The organism is Polaribacter sejongensis, from assembly GCF_038024065.1.
In the GTDB taxonomy this organism is placed as follows: domain Bacteria; phylum Bacteroidota; class Bacteroidia; order Flavobacteriales; family Flavobacteriaceae; genus Polaribacter; species Polaribacter sejongensis.
In genome coordinates, this window is record NZ_CP150667.1 from 511,078 (window position 1) to 529,825 (window position 18,748).

At 30.0% G+C, this 18,748-nt stretch carries 16 protein-coding genes; 4 read left to right on the forward strand and 12 right to left on the reverse strand.

Features of this window, described 5'->3' with window-relative positions:
* Window positions 1–21: 21 nt before the first annotated feature.
* Window positions 22–3,381 carry a SusC/RagA family TonB-linked outer membrane protein gene (locus tag WHD08_RS01800; protein WP_208889452.1) on the reverse strand — a complete coding sequence of 1,120 codons (3,360 nt, stop codon included), beginning with the start codon at window positions 3,379–3,381 and terminating at the stop codon, window positions 22–24.
* A gap of 341 nt (window positions 3,382–3,722) precedes the next feature.
* Here WHD08_RS01800 and WHD08_RS01805 point away from each other — a divergent pair, with 341 nt between their 5' ends.
* Window positions 3,723–4,538 carry a glycerophosphodiester phosphodiesterase gene (locus WHD08_RS01805; protein WP_208889451.1) on the forward strand — a complete coding sequence of 272 codons (816 nt, stop codon included), beginning with the start codon at window positions 3,723–3,725 and terminating at the stop codon, window positions 4,536–4,538.
* A gap of 143 nt (window positions 4,539–4,681) precedes the next feature.
* On the opposite strand, the gene WHD08_RS01810 is transcribed toward WHD08_RS01805, so the two are convergent.
* The gene (locus WHD08_RS01810; RefSeq protein ID WP_208889450.1) at window positions 4,682–6,145 is read right to left on the reverse strand and encodes a carboxypeptidase-like regulatory domain-containing protein; all 1,464 of its coding nucleotides are present in this window, start codon (window positions 6,143–6,145) and stop codon (window positions 4,682–4,684) included.
* 205 nt (window positions 6,146–6,350) lie between these two features.
* Between WHD08_RS01810 and ychF the strand changes: the two genes are divergently transcribed.
* Both ychF and WHD08_RS01820 read left to right on the forward strand, forming a co-directional pair.
* The gene (gene ychF, locus WHD08_RS01815) at window positions 6,351–7,442 is read left to right on the forward strand and encodes a redox-regulated ATPase YchF (protein WP_208889449.1); all 1,092 of its coding nucleotides are present in this window, start codon (window positions 6,351–6,353) and stop codon (window positions 7,440–7,442) included.
* A gap of 393 nt (window positions 7,443–7,835) precedes the next feature.
* On the forward strand, window positions 7,836–8,624 hold the full coding sequence (locus tag WHD08_RS01820) for a transglutaminase family protein (RefSeq protein WP_208889448.1): 789 nt from the start codon (window positions 7,836–7,838) through the stop codon (window positions 8,622–8,624).
* Window positions 8,625–8,741: 117 nt separating this feature from the next.
* Here WHD08_RS01820 and WHD08_RS01825 read toward each other — a convergent pair whose 3' ends face one another.
* The 4 genes from WHD08_RS01825 to WHD08_RS01840 all read right to left on the reverse strand — a co-directional run bounded on the left by WHD08_RS01825 (window position 8,742) and on the right by WHD08_RS01840 (window position 10,795).
* The gene (locus WHD08_RS01825) at window positions 8,742–9,716 is read right to left on the reverse strand and encodes a permease (protein WP_208889447.1); all 975 of its coding nucleotides are present in this window, start codon (window positions 9,714–9,716) and stop codon (window positions 8,742–8,744) included.
* On the reverse strand, window positions 9,709–10,116 hold the full coding sequence (locus WHD08_RS01830) for an OsmC family protein (RefSeq protein WP_208889446.1): 408 nt from the start codon (window positions 10,114–10,116) through the stop codon (window positions 9,709–9,711). The genes WHD08_RS01825 and WHD08_RS01830 overlap by 8 nt, the downstream gene beginning before the upstream one ends.
* Before the next feature lie 85 nt (window positions 10,117–10,201).
* Window positions 10,202–10,438: a thioredoxin family protein gene (locus tag WHD08_RS01835; RefSeq protein WP_208889445.1), complete on the reverse strand. Its 237-nt coding sequence runs from the start codon at window positions 10,436–10,438 to the stop codon at window positions 10,202–10,204.
* Between the two features lie 51 nt (window positions 10,439–10,489).
* Window positions 10,490–10,795, reverse strand: coding sequence for an ArsR/SmtB family transcription factor (locus tag WHD08_RS01840; RefSeq protein WP_208889444.1), 306 nt, complete (start codon window positions 10,793–10,795; stop codon window positions 10,490–10,492).
* 216 nt (window positions 10,796–11,011) lie between these two features.
* Here WHD08_RS01840 and WHD08_RS01845 point away from each other — a divergent pair, with 216 nt between their 5' ends.
* Complete coding sequence (locus tag WHD08_RS01845; protein WP_208889443.1) at window positions 11,012–12,199, forward strand: hypothetical protein; 1,188 nt, start codon at window positions 11,012–11,014, stop codon at window positions 12,197–12,199.
* An 85-nt stretch (window positions 12,200–12,284) separates the two neighbouring features.
* Here WHD08_RS01845 and WHD08_RS01850 read toward each other — a convergent pair whose 3' ends face one another.
* From WHD08_RS01850 to WHD08_RS01875, 6 genes are all read right to left on the reverse strand, one after another.
* A complete protein-coding gene (locus WHD08_RS01850) occupies window positions 12,285–13,079 on the reverse strand; it encodes a hypothetical protein (protein ID WP_165731113.1) in 795 nt (264 codons plus the stop codon).
* 127 nt (window positions 13,080–13,206) lie between these two features.
* Entirely contained in the window at window positions 13,207–14,073 is an 867-nt protein-coding gene (locus WHD08_RS01855; protein ID WP_208889442.1) for a YkgJ family cysteine cluster protein, read from the reverse strand.
* A 116-nt stretch (window positions 14,074–14,189) separates the two neighbouring features.
* Window positions 14,190–15,206, reverse strand: coding sequence for a Gfo/Idh/MocA family oxidoreductase (locus WHD08_RS01860; protein ID WP_208889441.1), 1,017 nt, complete (start codon window positions 15,204–15,206; stop codon window positions 14,190–14,192).
* Window positions 15,207–15,233: 27 nt separating this feature from the next.
* The gene (locus WHD08_RS01865) at window positions 15,234–16,427 is read right to left on the reverse strand and encodes a hypothetical protein (RefSeq protein ID WP_208889440.1); all 1,194 of its coding nucleotides are present in this window, start codon (window positions 16,425–16,427) and stop codon (window positions 15,234–15,236) included.
* 131 nt (window positions 16,428–16,558) lie between these two features.
* Complete coding sequence (locus tag WHD08_RS01870) at window positions 16,559–17,557, reverse strand: metal-dependent hydrolase (protein WP_208889439.1); 999 nt, start codon at window positions 17,555–17,557, stop codon at window positions 16,559–16,561.
* 22 nt (window positions 17,558–17,579) lie between these two features.
* Window positions 17,580–18,695: an SDR family oxidoreductase gene (locus WHD08_RS01875; RefSeq protein ID WP_208889438.1), complete on the reverse strand. Its 1,116-nt coding sequence runs from the start codon at window positions 18,693–18,695 to the stop codon at window positions 17,580–17,582.
* Window positions 18,696–18,748 lie beyond the last annotated feature (53 nt).

Consider the following 18,748-nt stretch of genomic DNA (forward strand, 5'->3'; position numbering starts at 1 on the left):
TTCTTGATTTTTTATTTTAATTTAAAAACTTGCGTTTAGTTTAAAACCTACAGGAATTGACCATGGTTGAATGTTATAACGTTCTACACCTTGTGCCATTCCAGATCCTGAACTTTGAAAAGCACTTTCTGGATCTATATTGATACCTGCTTTTGTCCATAAAATGATATTACGGCTAAATAATGAAAGTGATAAATTGTTCATTCCCATTTTTTCTGATACTTCACGAGGAAAAGTATATCCAATAGAAATTTGTCTAAGTTTTAAGTAATCTGCATCAAAAGTTGCTGCTTTAGAATAACTCCAAGGATAATTGTCTCCATAAGAATGGTATTGCGTTCCATCTCCACCAAGGTTTTCTTGAGTAGCTACAAAATTACCATTGTCATCATAATATCCCATTACTCCAGGTAAAAACACTCCGTCATTTAAACCATCATAAGGGAAACCACCATACTCTGCAGTAGGTCCACCAACAAGTGGATAGAATTCTCCATTTGGTGATAAAAAGATATCAGAATTTTCTCTGATGTAAGCAGGAATATCATTTACGTTGCTTAAGTCATACACTTTATCTAACCATCTAGAAGTTTGTACATCAGATTCTGCATAACGATATGTTTGAGAAACAAATTGTCCTCCTTTTCTCCAATCAAAATTCATTGATAAATTCCAGTTTTTATACGTAATAGAAGTTTGTAATCCCATTTTAAAATCAGGATTATAATTACCTGTCACAGGAGCCACTCTATTTCCGTCTGCATCAGATAAAGTTCTATCGTCACTATCCCATCCTTCATCGTCTAACAAAGGCCATCCGTAGTAAGGCGAGTTTTCATCTTCAACACGAACAAATGCTCTATCTACTAACTGACCAATTTCTTCACCAACCCAAGTATAAGCACCATTTCTTGCTTCAGACCAGAAAGAAACATAATCTGTTCCTGGTGCTAATTCTGTAATAATGGTTTTGTTGGTTGTAAATGTTAAATTCATATTCCAACGTAGATCATCATTTTTAACTAAAACACTTCCTAAGCTTGCTTCAAAACCCTTACTATTTAAATTACCAGCATTAAATAATTTACTTGTTGCACCAGAAGATATTGGTAAAGATTTTTGAAATATTTGGTTTTTGTTGTCAGATTCATAATACGTAAAATCCATAGTTACTTTATTTCTAAAAAGCGATAAATCAACACCGTATTCTGTAGATGTATTAATTTCTGGTTTAATTTCATCATTTTTTAAAGCAGCACTTACAGATAATTGAGAAGCAGCTCCCCAATCTCCAGAATTGCTTAAAACAGAATATAAATTATAAGCACTTGTATCATTACCAGCTTGTGCCCAACCAACACGTAGTTTAAATAAGGATACATCGTTACCCATATCAAAAATCTTATCTAATAAAATACTTGATGAAACTGAAGGATATAAAAAACTATTATTATTTTCTGGTAAGGTACTAGACCAATCATTTCTAACACTAGCATCTACAAATACCGTATTTTTAAAACTAATATTACCTAAAGCATACAAACTATTTACACGTTTTTTAGATGTTGAACTTCCATAACTAATATTGTCTGAAGCGATATTAGATAATGTAAATAAGTTAGGTACTACTAAGCCAGAACCTCCGTTTTTAGTTTGTGCAGATGATGAGTTGTTATTTAAATTTCTTCTGTTACCACCAGCAGATAAACTATAATCAAAATTTTCGTTTAATTTATCTTGATAAGTAAGTAAAAAATCGACATTCGTTTCTACACCATTTATGTTAGATAAACCATAAGCACCATTAGGTTCATCATTAAAACCGCTAGATATTTTAGTTTCTCTTACTTCATGCGTATCATTATATGCAAAACGAGTCATTAAAGAAAGTTTGTCTGTAAATTGATAATCGGCTTGAATATTCCCCATCAATCTTTTTCTTTTAAAACCATTATTTATTTCATTTGCTAAAAAATAAGGGTTGTTAAATTCAAATTGAGAAGGATCGTCACCTAAATTATAGGGTGCATTTTGGCTAACACCTTCTACTAACCAATAATCTTTCATGTCAAGAATATCTATATGGCTATTAATGTCATATAATGCTTGTAATGGATTTGCTCCTCTGTCTGTTGTAGAAGGGCGGTTATCTGCACCAGAAATAGTATATTTTATACTTGAGTTAAGTTTTAATTTGTCATTAACATCAAAACTACTATTGATACCAAAGTTGTGTCTATATAAATCTGAATTTGGAATAAAACCTTCATGCTGCATGTTGGTATATGACATTCTATAATTCATTCTGTCTGTGCTATTTTCTATAGAAACAGTGTTTGTAGAGGTAAATGAATTTTCAAAGAAATTTTTTGCATTATTTGCTCCTCTAGAAGTTAATGGTTTTGCCACACCAACTCCCGTAGCTATTTCTTGATCTGAATATGGCCATTGAATAGCACTTAAACCTTTGTCTAATTCAGGACCAACCCAACCAGAAGAGGTTTCATCTATTTGTGTTGTATTAGGATTTGGTCTGCTACCATTTGCAAAAAGTGTCGATTTTTCGATAAATTTATAAGGAATTTCGTAGACGTTACTAGAACTAAAAGAAATGCCTAAACCTTTATTTTTTTTACCTGATTTTGTAGTAATTAAGATAACACCATTACCACCTCTAGCACCATATAATGCAGCAGCACTTGGTCCTTTTAAAACAGATACGTTTGCAATATCATCTGGGTTAATGTCACTAATACCTCCACCATAATCTACTTCTACACCGCCACCAATACTTCCAATATTGGTAAGTCCACTACTTAAAGGAACACCATCTACAACATATAATGGTTGGTTGTCTGTAGTTAATGAAGAAGCTCCACGTAGAATTACGCTTACAGTAGAACCAGCACCTCCAGTAGAGTTAATTTGCACACCTGCAACTCTACCATTTAATGCGTTTAATGCGTTTTCTTGCGTTACGGTTGTCATATCGTCTCCAGATACTTCAGCAACAGAATACCCTAATGATTTTTTCTCTCTAGAAATCCCTAGAGCCGTAACAACGATACCGTCTAATGCTTCCGAAGATTCTTCTAAGGTAACGTTGATATTTGTTTTACTACCAACAGTAACTTCTTGTGTTGACATACCTAAGTATGAAAATACAAGTATTGAATTGTTGTTGGGAACTGTAATACTATAATTACCATCAAAATCGGAAGTAACTCCTATAGTTGTTCCTTTTAAAATAACAGATACTCCAGGTAAGAGTATTTCGCTAGTGTCACTTATAACTCCTTTTACTTGTTGTTGTGCATATATGTTTGCAGATAACAAGCATATTAAAAAGAAGGTAAAAAGCCTTAAGTTTCTTTTTTTCATACTGTGAATGAATTAATAAAGTAGTTGATTTGTTATGTTAATTTCGGGCAAACCTATTCTAAAAATCTTGTTAAAACTTAATGTATATTGTTAGTTATAGATTATATTTTGTCTCTTTTTTTTTCTTTGTTATTATAAGGTTCACACAAGGTTAATACAATGTTATATGGTGAAAATGAGCAATAATTGGTGTTTCATTTTCGAACTTAAACGAGCTGTTTTTTTTGATGAAGCAGTTTAAATATCATATAAAACGAATAAGATTTAATCATTTTAATCTTCTCTATTCAACTTAATTTGTATTTAATAAAAAGAAGAATTTTTTCTTTAAAAAATAAAAGATGAAGAAGGTTATACTATTAAATAAGAATATTTTATTTTGGATATTACTCTTATTAAATCTATCCATTTTTGCACAAACAGATCCTTTACCTCTAAAAGGTATTTGTGCACATCGCGGAGCGAACAAAACGCATCCAGAAAATACAATTGCTGCTTTTAAAGAAGCCATCCGTTTAGGTGTCCAAATGATAGAGTTTGATGTACAGTTAACAAAAGATCATAAACTTGTGATAATGCATGATGCTACTGTAAATAGAACGACAAATGGTTTTGGAGAAGTATCTAAGTTAACTTTAGCTGAGATTAGAGAATTAGATGCCGGTAGTTGGAAAGCTGAAAAGTTTATAGGTGAAAAAGTACCAACGTTACAAGAAGTTCTTAAAATAATGCCACAAAATATATGGTTAAATATTCATTTAAAAGGAGATAGAGGGGTAGGTGTAGAAACGGCTAAAATGGTAATTGCAGAAAATAGAAAACAACAATCTGTAATTGCATGTGGGAAGAAAGCTGCTAATGGAGTAGAAAGCGTAAGTAAAAAATTGAAAATTTGTAATATGGAGCGCTTGTCTTCTCGTTCAGATTATATCAATAAAACTATAGAAGGAAAATTTGCATTTCTACAGATAAAAAATAGTAGAGATAATGATGCTATAATTAATGATCTAAAAAAACTGAAACAAAATGGGGTTCATGTAAATTATTTTCATTCAGAAAAAAAAGAACAAATACAAGAGTTATTAGATGCTGGTGTCGATTTTATTTTGACTGATAATTTGGAAGAGATGATAAATGCTTTTTCGGTATTAAAATAAGTATTCATAACCGTATTAAATCATTTTAGTAGCTTTTTTTAAGGCTGAACAAATATGTTGTTGCTATTCAGATAAATCCCCAACGTTTCTTTATGTTGGGGATTCGTTTATTTAAAAAACTGTAATTTAAAGTAGATGTATGCTTAATTATATTGCGCTAAATATTGGTTTATTAAAACTTTATCTTTCCAGTTAGAAGCTGCATAATCTTCTTTGGTCATATAAGAAGTTCTTTTTTTATAGGCTTCTTTAATTTCTTCTTTGGTCTTCTTTTTAAAGCTATCAGCATCAAAATCTGTAATATTATTTACAAAGGTTTCTCTGTCTTCGCTTACATTTATTTCTACTTTTACATTAAACTTTACCTTGTTTTTATCTTTAGCATTTTCTATAAACTTTATAGGTCTATCTATGTATGCGTAATTGGTTTTAGATTCTTTTACGTACGAAGTATAGATTTTATCATCTGTATTTTTTTCATAGAAAACGGTTACATGATGTTGGTTTTCAGAGAATTTAATTCCGAATAAAAACTTTAAATTCAAATGTTGTCCACGTTTTCCATCAGCATAACTATATTTTATTTTTTTGATGAAAAAGTCAGTAGGATCAATATACATTTTACCAGAATATTTAGATTTTGATTTGTCAGGATTGAATGAAACCACATAATACTTTTTAGAGCCTAATATTTCATTTTCTTCTAATTGATGTTCGTAATATTTCTGATCAAGAAAATTCTTTTCGGTAGAAGTATTAAAAAATACACTTCTATATTTTATATTTCTAAGCGGATAACTTTGGCCATAGTAACTAAAAGTATTGTCTTTTGCAATGGAGTCTGCAACTCTCGTTGTTTCTACCATAGACAAAGAGTCTTCCAGTTTAAAAAGTCCAGATTTTACTTTATATGTGTTTTTAGAATTCAAATGTTTTAAAACTACGTTTTGAAGCCTTTCTGTTATGTTTTCTAAGGTTACACCGTTTCCGATGTCTATTTTTTTAAACCCTTGAATAGCGGTTACTTCGTAAGAATCTACTTCTTTTTTCCGTTCTTCAGAATAGAATTTTTTATTTAAAACAGTTGCTTTAAATTCTGTACCAAAAGCAGGATTTTTTTCTTGAAGATTATCAGCAAATTGCATTAATTCTTTTTCTGCTAATTTTCTTTTTTTTCTACTTAAAAGTGAACTAGCATTTAATTCGAATTCTAGTTTTTTAAAGTCTAAATTTTGATTTTCTATAGCATAAACATCCTGTTTTACAGGTGATGAAAGATAATTTTCTTTCATGTTTTTAGCTGTTTTTATCAATAAACTATCCAAAGAAACTTTGGTTAAGTTTAGTTGAAATTCATCGAGTAAATTTACGTCTTCTTGTAAGTTTACTACGTAATGATTATTTATTAGTTGCCTTTTTGTGATGGTTTTTGGTTGATAGCCTAAGCAAGAAATAGTAATTATTTTTACGTTATCTAGGTTTAAGGTATAATTACCAAATTCATCTGAAGTTGAACCAGATTTTTTGTCTGTTAAAAGTGCTGCTTTCTCAATCGGATTGGAAGAATTTAGACTGATGATTTTACCTGAAATTGTTTGAGAGTTCATTACTATAATATTCAAAAATAGTACTGAAAAAGAGAGTAGTTTTTTCGTCATGAAATGTTGATTTTTTTATAAATGTATTGTTATTCTTTATTTATAAATAAAAATCATTTTAAGTTTAACAAAGTATTATATTTGCATTCTTAAAACTTTAAGAGAGTTTATTAATTTTAAGTTAAAACTTTCTTTTGAAGCAAAATTTATTTACATGAAAGCCGGAATTGTAGGATTACCAAACGTAGGAAAATCAACTTTATTTAACTGTTTATCAAATGCAAAAGCGCAAAGTGCCAACTTTCCTTTTTGTACCATAGAACCAAATTTAGGAGTTGTAAACGTGCCAGATACACGTTTAGAGAAATTAGAAGAATTAGTTGTTCCAGAAAGAGTTCAGCCTGCTACTGTAGAGATTGTAGATATTGCTGGTTTGGTAAAAGGAGCAAGTAAAGGAGAAGGTTTAGGAAATCAGTTTTTAGCAAATATTCGTGAAACAGATGCTCTTTTACATGTAATTCGTTGTTTTGATAATGATAATATTATACATGTAGATAATTCTATAGATCCTGTTAGAGACAAAGAAACAATAGATATTGAACTGCAATTAAAAGATTTAGAAGCTGTAGAAAAACGTTTAGAGCGTGTAAAGAGAACAGCTAAAACTGGTAATAAAGAAGCGCAAGCAGAATTAGTAGTTTTACTTAAAATTGAAGAAACTTTATTAAAAGGTGTTTCTGTAAGAACTTTAGAGTTTACAGAAAAAGAAATGGAATTTGTACAACCATTACAGTTTATCACTTTAAAACCAGTGTTATATGTTTGTAATGTTGATGAAGGTTCTGCCGTTTCTGGAAATGCATATGTAGATAAAATTAGAGAAGCTGTAAAAGATGAAAATGCAGAAGTTATTGTATTAGCAGTTGGTACAGAAGCAGATATTACAGAATTAGACGATTACGAAGAAAGACAAATGTTTTTAGCAGATATTGGATTAGAAGAAGCAGGTGTTTCTAGATTGGTTCGTTCTGCATATAAATTATTAAACTTACAGACTTATTTTACTGCAGGTGTAAAAGAAGTTAGAGCTTGGACAATTCCTATTGGTTCTACTGCGCCACAAGCAGCAGGAGTGATTCATACAGATTTTGAAAAAGGTTTTATTAGAGCAGAAACAATTGCTTATGAAGACTTTGCTACTTATGGTTCTGAAGCAAAAGTAAAAGAAGCTGGTAAAATGAAAGTAGAAGGTAAAGAATACGTTGTTAAAGACGGTGATATCATGCACTTTAGATTCAACGTATAATCAAAATCCAAATACTGAACTTGGTTCAGAATTTTACATATATAGAAAATCCAATGAAATTTCATTGGATTTTTTTTGTGATAATTTTAAATAGAAACTCTACAATACCTTTCCTTTTATAAAATTACTTTATTCTATTTCAAATTTTTTATTATTGGATGTGGGTAAAATTCACCTGTTTTTATATCCAACAATTAGAAGCTGTTGTTCTCTTTTTAGGTTTTTATCACATAATTAAGGTTTTTAATTCACTATTATAAGACTAATTATTGTTGTTTACATATAATTATGATGTAATTAAAACATATAAAGCAACACTTCTTAATAATGAATCCACTACATTTAAGTGTTGCTAATTTTGGTAATATCAACTGTTATTAATAAGATGTATTTATGTGGTTACGTGTTAGTTGTAATTTGGCTTTTGATATAGAAATTCCCACTCCTTTTATTTTAAGATTACGCCCTCGAAGTGGAGCAGAACAATGGATTGAGCGTGACGAATTTAAAATAACACCTAATATAAAAATCCTTGAATTTACAGATGATTACGGTAATTTATATCAGCGTTTTGTGGCTCCGGTAGGTAAATTATCTATTTATACGAGTTCAGATGTAAAGACCTCTGAATTTGTAGATGTCAATTTTGATGCACCTTTTATAGAAATTGAGCAGCTCCCCAATGATGTGCTTTGTTATTTATTACCAAGTCGGTACTGTGAGTCCGATCGTTTTAATGATTTGGCAAATTCGATTACCTTAGATAAACCCGCTGGTTATAAGCAAGTATTTGCAATAGAGGAATGGCTGAGAACTACTATCAGTTATATTCCTGGAAGTAGTGATTACCCTATTTCTGCCACAGAAGTGTATCAGAAACGCTCTGGGGTTTGTAGAGATTTAGCCCATTTAGGCATAGCATTGTGCCGAAGTTTAAGTATTCCTGCTCGTATGGTTGTTGGTTATTTACACCAATTGCAACCTATGGATATGCACGCTTGGTTTGAAGCTTATGTTGGTGGACGATGGTATACTTTTGATGCTACTCAAACCGGACAAAAAGGAGGGTATGTAACTGTAGGTTACGGTCTCGATGCAGTAGATGTGGCTATTTTTAATCAATTCGGACCTGTTGCCCACTCTTTAGAACAATCTATTAATGTAGTACAAATTAAAAATTAAGGAACCTTTATTTAAGTGCTGATAATATCTAGGTGTTGTTTTATTTGTCTTTCTAAATTAAATATTATATTATTCCTGATAAAATTTAAAATACTATCATTTTTATTGATTTTTGGTTTAAAGTATTAAATTGAATAAAAATCCTGATAAAATGATTGCAATAGTAACCACTCCAAAAAAGATAGCAATTAATTTTAATGACATTACTTTTTTAAGCATTGTAGCTTCAGGAATAGACAAACCTACAGTTGCCATCATAAAAGCAATTGCAGTTCCTAATGGTACTCCTTTAGCTACAAAAACTTGAATTATTGGTACAATACCAGCGGCATTTGCATACATGGGGACTGCAACGATAACAGCAAGAGGAACTGTCCACCATTCGCCACCACCTAAATAGGTATGAAAAAAGTTTTCTGGCACAAAACCATGCATTGCTGCACCAATTGCAATTCCTACAATTATATAAAGTAGTACACCTTTTACAATATCCCAAGCGCCATGTGTAATTTCTGGCAATCGTTGGTAAAAAGTTTGTTTTTCTTCTTCGTATTCTGCTTGATACATCTTATTGTCAAGAATCTTTTTTACCCAATCAGAAAGTAATGGTTCTAGATTAAATTTGCCTAATAACCAACCACCAACACTCCCTAATAAAATACCCGAAATAGCGTAAATTAAGGTAGCTTTTACTCCGAATAAACCTAGAAACATGGCAATGGCAACTTCATTTACTAGAGGTGAAGTAATTAGAAATGCAAAAGTAACTCCTAACGGAATTCCGCCTTGTACAAAACCTATAAATAACGGAACGGAAGAGCAGGAGCAAAAGGGTGTTATTGCTCCAAATATAGACGCAAGAAAGTATTCTAATCCATATAATTTTTTTCTATGTAAATAATCTTTTAAGCGTTCTATTGGAAAATATGCGTTTACAATTCCCATTATAAAAACGATAAAAAATAATAAAATCAGAATTTTGATAGTGTCATACACAAAGAAATTTAAGGCAGTTCCTAAATGCGTGTTTCCATCAATATTAAAAACGGTATAAATTAACCAATCTGCAAAACTTTGTACCCAATCAAACATTTTCTTTTGTTTTAATAGTTCCAGAAATGTTGCAAGATAATTTTATAGTATTGTAAATAGTCCCAAATTTTTCGATGTTCTTTTTTAGTAAGTCTACATTCAGTTTTTTATCGTTGCTGTAAATTGTTAAATTGTAGTTTAAATTATCCATCCTTGGCGGACTTTCTAAACGTGTTGCATTTACTTCAAGCGAAGCTTTTGAATAGCTAAACTTCATCATACTAGAAAAACGTTCTACATTTTTTAGCATGCAGGCAGCAAATGAGCCTAAAAATAATTCAGCAGGATTCGGTAAAGTATTAGCCGTTTTTGAAGTTGTTCCGAAATCAATATCCGATTTTTTTATATGAATAACGGCATCTTCATTTGATAGGGAAGAAGCTTTAATTTGATAGTTCATAACTTAATATTTAAAGGTCAGTCGATAAGTACTTACTTTATATTTAAATAAAGAGGTTTCGATTGGTCATAGCCAGACATATTATTTATTTTAAAAGAGCTAATACTTCCTCTTTAGAAGGAATTCTCCCTTTAACGGTAATTGCATCATCAATAACTAATACAGGAGTTGTCATTACATTATATTTCATAATTTCCATAATATCTTCTACTTTTTCAATAGTAGCATCGATGTTGTTTTCTGCAATTACATCGCTAACAACAGCTGTCATAGATTTACATTTCGGACAACCAGTACCTAAAACTTTAATTACTTTACTCATAATATTTGTATTTGTTTATCGCCAATAAGCGATTTGATTATTAAAAAAATATTACTCAAAAAATTGTTGAAATAACGATTTTGCAATACTCCAGTTTTCTAGATTGATACAGTACTTTATTTTGGGTGGTTTTAATTCCCCTTGAATTAAACCAGCATTCTTTAACTCTTTTAAATGTTGAGAAATTGTTGATTGTGCCAAAGGAAAAACATCAACCAAGTCACCAGTAAAACAACAAGATTGATTTTCTAAATGTTTTAAAATTGCAATGCGAGTAGGATGTGCCAATGCTTTAGCAAACTTTGCTAAGGCTTCAGTATTTTCTTTGTATGCTATGGGGTCTATATTTCTTTTCATAATTCCTATCGTAAATTTACGATTGGTTTTTTAGGGAAAATGTGACATTTATCACAAATAGTGTTTTTTATTTTGTAGGGTGATTTGTAATTATTTTGATGGTTTTATTTTTGAATCTCCTTTTAAAATAAAGTACATGAGTCAAATTAGTTATTAAAGTTTAAAAAATGATATTTTTGGCATAACTATTGAAAAATAGGTTACAAACTACTTATTATGGAAAAACAATTACTATTTATTTTATCGTTTTTAATCTTTACTTCTTGCAGTAGTGTTAAAAAGACACAAGAAGCTATAAATAATGGAAATTACGATGGAGCTATACAGATAGCTTTAGAAAAATTAAAGAAAAATAAGACTAAAAAAGGAAATCAGCCCTATATTATTATGTTAGAACAAGCTTTTGTTAAAGCAAATTCTAAAGATTTAGCACAAATTAATTTCTTAAAGAAAGACAATAATCCGGAAAGTATAGAATCTATTTACGGACTTTATGAAAATTTAAAAAATAGGCAAGAAAATATAAAACCTTTGTTGCCTTTAACTATTTTAGAAGAAGGTAGAGATGCTGATTTTAAGTTTGTTAATTATGATAATGAAATTATAGCTACAAAAAATCAATTATCAGATCATTTATATGAAAAAGCAAAAGAGCTATTTAATAGCAATAACAAGTTAGATTATAGAACTGCATATTCTGAATTAGAATACTTAGAACAAATAAATCCGAATTATAAAGATGTGCGTAATTTAATGGAAATTGCACATCAAAACGGATTAGATTTTGTGATTGTTTCTATGAAAAATGAAACTGAAAAAATAATTCCGAAGAAATTAGAAGAAGATTTATTAAACTTTGATACGTATGGGTTAAATGATTTTTGGACGATTTACCACGGAAGAAAAAACAGAGAAATAACGTATGATTTTAGTTTAGAGTTAAACCTTATAAACATATCAATTTCTCCGGAACAGGTTAAGGAAAAAGAAGTTATTAAAGAAAGTCAGGTTAAAGATGGATTAAAATATCTTTTAGATGAAAATGGAAAGAATGTTTTAGATGATAAAGGCAATAAAGTTCAGGTTGATAAAATGATAAATGTTCGATGTTACTTATATCAATTTACGCAATTAAAAACAGCAAAAGTTGTTGGGCAAGTAAAATATGTAGATTTAATTTCTCGTCAAGTAATAGAAACGTATCCTATAGAAAGCGAGTTTATTTTTGAGCATACTTACGCAAATTATAAAGGAGATAAAAGAGCTTTAAGTAAATCTCATTTAGATTTAGTGACTTTAAAAGGCGTTCCTTTTCCTACTAATGAACAAATGGTGTATGAGAGCGGAGAGGATTTAAAAGAAAGACTAAAATATATTATTACTCAAAATAAATTTAGAAATTAAATTTTCAAAAGAATCTGAGATAAAATTAGAAATTAAAAAAGCCTCACAAATTATTGTGAGGCTTTTTTATTAAAAATTAAAAAAATTATTTCTTGATATAGTTTTCAGGAATAGCAAAGTCTTTTCTAAAACCTTCTACAAATTTAATATTGGTAATTTTTGCAAATCCAATTTTATCGGTTAGACCTTTATCAATACTCCAACCATAAAATTCCCAATTTGCAGCAAAAGGAACTCCATCAACATCTGTATAATCGATATATTTAATAGCATGTGGATCTGCTTCTGCAGCTTCTGTACTTTTATTAACGGTAACAATATAAGCAACATCTTCTAAAAGATCTGTTTTTTTGTCTTTATACACAACGTACCAATCATCTGGTGCATCACCTGTATTTGCTTCGAAACTTAATTTTGCAGTATCATAGTTCTGAGTAGCTTCTTTAGTTTTAAAAGCATCATTCCAGATAGTTCCATTATCGCTTAATTTATAAGGAAATAAGAAGAAATAGCTCCAGGTATAGGCATGAAAACGAACTCCTGGGTTTGCTTCTAAACTAGGAGAAACAAAAATGTTTTCTTTATTTACATAAATTTCATCACCATTTTTATAAGTGATTTTTGCAATATCAGAAGTTGTTGAAACAGTTACGTTTGCGTTAAAAACCTCGTTTCCTCCAAATTCTATAAAAGCATCAAATTGTATTGCTTCTTTTGCTAGAAAAGCATCTTTTTTATGTGCTACTTCTATTTTTTGAGCAAAAGTTTTTTCTACAACAGGTTGTGGTTTTTCTTCTATTTGTTTTGTTTTAGCTGGGTCTTTTTTACAACTTACAATAAGTAGTAAACTAGCAAATAATGTAATCAATGGTTTTTTCATGTGGCTTATTTAAATGGATATTAATTGATTTAATGTATAGTTATCGGTTTAAAAATAGAAACCTTACATTTTATATTTAGAAATTTGATTTTTTTTATCAAGTTGATCAAAGAACTTACGTTTAAGATTATTCTTTAGCACCGTTACTCTTTGCTGTTTCTATCCAGAGTTCTGCTATTCCTTTTGTATCTGCACCTAAACCTCTAGATAATTGCAATGCAACGCCCATAATTAAAATACAAGCTTCATGAACCTGATCTAATGTTTGTAAACAACCAAACTCTTCTTGTGCTTTTAATTGTAATAAATCGTTGTGTTTCTGAGCAAATTCAATAGAATTTTCTTTAATATCTGTTATATCAGGAATCATTAATGCGTCTATCCAATCTTTACCAATTCTTTCTGCCAATAATTCAGGTGATTCATTACCCATTTCTCTCCATAAAGTCAATGTTTTTGTATCGCCAGAGGCGGATAAACCACTATCTAATAACAATTCAAAAGCAATATCAGCAATATTTTGCATTACGTTTAAATAGGCATCTTGTGCTTTTTCAAAAGGAGCTGCTCCTTGTCCTTTTAGATACTCGCCAACACTTAATTTTGGTAAATTTAAAACTTCTGCACAATCTGTTAAACATGGAAATTTTGGTCCTTCAAAAATATAATCTGCTTTTTCAAATTGAATTTGACGACCTAACGGATATAAACGACACGCTAACGGGCGACCTTGGTGCACGCTGCAACCATGATTTTCTACATACTGACTACAAGCATTCTGACCTTTTTTATCTTGTTTTCCATTAAAAGTTAATCGGATTCCTCCAAAATCAGTGTACAAATCACGAAAGGTTTTTGGGCTTACTTTTTTTTCTTTACTAAAACTAAATAACTCCCAAGGATTTAGCATAACAGCTTTTCCGAAACAGCAAGTTCCAGCGCGCGAGCAGGTGAGTGGTAATATACTTTCAGTGCTCAGCTTTGTAGTTTGCATTCGTTTTGGTCGTTTTAATAATTAGTTTTCATATCGATTCAATTAACTAAAAAGAATAATTGAGTTGAGCTGTAAAGATATTATTTTTCAACCTTAAGTTTAGAAGAAATTGTTATTTAACTTTCTAAAATCTCTAGTTGTTGCATAATTTGAGCTTCTGTTACTGGATATGGTTTTCCTTCCCTAATCGTATTATAAACATCATCAAATACTTGCATATAAGAAGATTTTTCAGAAACTATATTTTCTTGTTTCTTTATGCCTTCATCATTAAAATACGTTAAAACACCTTGATTATTAATGTCTTCTAAACCAAATAAAGGATTGGAAGGTTTCATACCTTTTTGTAATTGTTGTTCTTGTACATCAGCACGTTGTTTAATATAAGAGCCTTTTGTTCCGTGTAAAATAAATGCAGGTTGTGGTTCTGTAACCAATAAACTTGTAGTTATAAAAACTTGCAGTCCGTTTGGATATATTAAATGAAAATGAGCGTGATCATCTACTTGCGTATTTGGACGAAATTTACCTAATTGTTTTTTCCATTCTAACGGAATTCCAAAAACAGAGATTACAGCATCTAACAAATGCGGACCTAAATCATATGCTAAACCACTTCCAGGAACTGGTGTTTCTTTAGTTGCTTTTGGTCCGATATCATATTTATAACGATCATAACGAAGATGAAACTCTACCAATTGCCCTAATTTACCAGAATCCAATACACTTTTTACTGATAAAAAATCACTATCATAACGTCTGTTTTGATATGCTAAAACAGCACGATTATATTTTTTTGCCGCTGCAAACAATTGTTTTGCTTCGGATGAATTAACTGTAAAAGGTTTTTCTAGTAATACATGTTTTTTTGCTTGTAAAGCTTTTAAAGCAAACTCAAAATGAGTGGTATTTGGGGTATTGATAATAACCAATTCTATTTCTGAATCGGCTAAAAGTTCATCAATGCTATCATAACTTTTTATGGTAGGATAGGTCAGATGTGCTTTTTTTGAAGATCTTTCTACAACCGCACTTAATTCAAAATTAGGATGTTCATTAATAAATGGAGCATGAAATATTTGTCCTGACATTCCAAAAGAAAAAACACCTGTTTTTAATACATTTTTATTCATAAACTGATTTTAAAACTTTAACTATTTTTAATATTCCATTAATGCATTAAACTTACTATTTAAGTTGTAAATATTTAAATTATCATCAAATGCAACCTGAACAGCCAAAAGTTTTATTTCTAATTCAGATATCTTATTATCAATTTTATTTTTATCACCAATAGCTTTACTTTTTTCTAAAACTTGTTTTAAGGCAGATTGATAAGTGCTAAAAATTGAGATGTATTCTTTACTTAAAGATTCTACTTCATCTCTTATAAACTTTGCCTGATTTAACGCATATGTAGGATACATTAAGTTTTTATTTGTTAAATGATTGTTGTAATCTAAGGGTTTAGCGCTAATTATTTTATCTACACTTTGCTGTACAATGCCTTTGGTATAGTGCTTATTTATAACGTTTGTTAAAGTTAGTTTTTTATCCTGCTCAGAAATGGCATTTGGGTTTAACGTATTAGAACGTTCTGTGGTGTATTGCGTTAAAAGTAATACCAATCCTTCTTTTCTAATGTCTAAATTACCAAGATTTTGTTCAAATTCGGTTTGTGCTTTTGCCAATCCTTCATAATGCACCAAATACACATTTAATGATTTTTTTAAATCAATAACATCATCTATGGAAACATCGTTTCCTTTAAGCGCATTGCCCATCACCAGATTTACAACAGACTTTATAGAACTCACCACAGGTATTGCACTGGTTAATTCTTCTGTTAAAGGAGATTTTATAATATTATCTATAAAAAGTAGAAATTTAGATTTTTTTATGCCATTAATTTTTCGACTCCCTTTTATGATTTCATTCTCTAAAATTTCTGCAATTTCTTCGGATAAAGAAAAACCTAAATCTGAATTTTCAGGATTGTTTAAGCTAGAGATTTGAGTAAGATAATCACTAGTTGCATCTAGTTGTTTTATGGCATTTAAACTTGCGTTTGAAGCAAAAACAAATTCTGTAGTATTAATAATTTTTTTTCTTCTTTGTTCTAATTGGTTCTTTAAACCAAAAAGCTCTGCATCCGAAAGTTTCTTAATAATTTGGTTGTTAGACTTCATTAACTCTTCAAAATTGTTCACTTTTAGAACAACAGTATCTAATTTGTCTTTTGTTTTTAATAGCTCAAAATAATTTTTATAAATTACATTTAAAGAGTCTTTATTATTTTGTGCGCTTACTATTGATGCTGAAATAATGGTAATAATTGTCAGTAATTTTTTCATAAGATACATTGTTCTTGGTTTCAAATTTCTTAAAATATTAATTCTGATACAAAGCAACATTCATGCCTTTAATCACAAGCGAACGAAATTAACTTTTTTGAATTGAAATATCAAGTTGAAAATAAGTGTTTTTAATTCCCTTTAATCCTTTCCCACAATTCTGATAATAGTTTTTTAGCATCTCTTTTATCTTTAGCTTCTTCAATAAAAGACGGAACACCATTAGTATCGACTTCAATTTTGTATTTAAAAACAAAATTCTCTGCATTTGGTTTCATACTTAAAGCTCCAAAACGTAAATCATTAAAATACAAAGCATCATCTTTTTTATTGATAGTGTACCAACCATTAGTAATCGCAATCATGCGTTTCATTTTTGGTTGATGAACTAAATCACCTAACAATTCATGATTTTTTGGATAACTAGAAAAATCAACCGGGTTTTTATCAAAAAAAGAAGAATGACCAATTAAAAAAGCATTTTCTGTTTCTACATTAGCAGTCCATAAAATGGTATTTAAAGGTGTTGGTTTTGTTTGTATTTCTTTATACTGAATATTTTGTACAGCCAATTCTTTGGTAAATGTTTGATAAGAAATACCTTTTAATACAAGCGTAAGTACTAAATAAGAGCTACTAATAATAAGGCCTAAATTATTATAAAAACGCCTTTTTTTAGCTTCTTTTTTCTGAAACGCAGCCAAAATTAAAAGCACCAAAAAAGGTAGTGTATATAAAGGATCTACTACAAAAACATTTTTAAAAGCCAAACGAATGTCTAAAGGCCAAAAAAGTTGCGTTCCCCAGGTAGTTTGTGCATCTAAAATAGGATGCGTTATAAAAGCCCAAAAGAAAAGCCAAGACCAATCTTTTACATTTTTATATTTTTCAAACTTACTGACTAAAAAAGCAAAAATAGGAGCAAAGAGCACCGAGAAAAAGATAGAATGTGTAAAACCTCTATGTATTTCTAAGGCACTAACTTTATCAGCAAAGAAATTAGCAAAAATATCTAAATCCGGAATTGTACCTGCAATAGCACCATACAACATGGCTTTATTACCAATTTTTCTACCAAGAACAGCTTCTCCAACTGCTGCACCTAAAACTATTTGTGTTAATGAATCCATTAGATTATTTTTTTACTAATAATTAATAACTCTTTCTAAATTTTTTTTCAACGGAATAATTAATCAAGTTCATAAAGTTTTCATGAACTCCTAATGTATTTTCTAAGTTTAACTGCTGAATGAGGTTTAAAATTTGGTCCGTTTTAAACTGTAAATCTGGGATAGAAATATAATTCTCAAAAATATCGCCAATGGTTTTGTAATACAGCGTTTCAAACGAATTTAAGTTGTTAGGTTTTACTGCAACATACTCATAAGAATTTACATCAAAAGACTCTAAAACATCGCCTACATACTCTTTGTGTAAAATCTGTGTAGGGTTTACGATATTCAATTCCTTTATTTGTGGATTTAAAAAAGCATATAAAATTGCTTTCGAAACAAAATCTACAGGCACAATATTTAAACCACTTTTTTTGTCAATCCAAATTCTGAAAGCTTCTTTAGATTTGGTAGCATACTTTGCTAAAAAGATGGCCCAAGAATAGAAAACATCATACTTTGGAGTTTCGTAATAAGGTTTATCAATTAAACGACCGCAAATAATACTAGGTCTTAAAATTTGAGAAGCTATATTTTTATGCTTGCACGTTTCTTTTACAAAACGTTCACTTTCATATTTAGATTGCTCATACGGATTTCTAAAATTGGTAACGGTATAGTTTTCAATAGTATCACATACTTTTTCATTTTGGATACCAAAAGAATACGCCGTACTAATGTATAAAAAACGAGTTACACACTCTGGTAACTGCTCTAAAAGTTGTTTAGTTACCAAGTAATTTTGAGAATGTACTGTCTTTTTAGAATCACTTGTGCTAGATAGGTTTGTAGAACCAGCGCAATGTATTACGGTATCAAAATTATAGTTTTCTAAAACTTCTTTACTAATGGTTCCTAAATCATTAGGGATAACCGTGATTTTTTTTAGACAAGATTCAAGTGTAAAATCATTTAAAAATTCAGGACGAGAAGCATCTTTCAAAACAGCTAATAAGCGCTGTACAGCTGTTTTTTCATTCGCCCGAATCACCACAAAAAGATGATTTACCGTTTTTTCAACAATGGCTTTGTGTAGCCATTCAAAAATAATATGACTTCCAACAATTCCCGTTCCTCCAGTTAATAAGCAATTCATATTTTTTTTGATGAAATTTCAATAAATGATTTAATAAAAAAATAGTTGTCTTA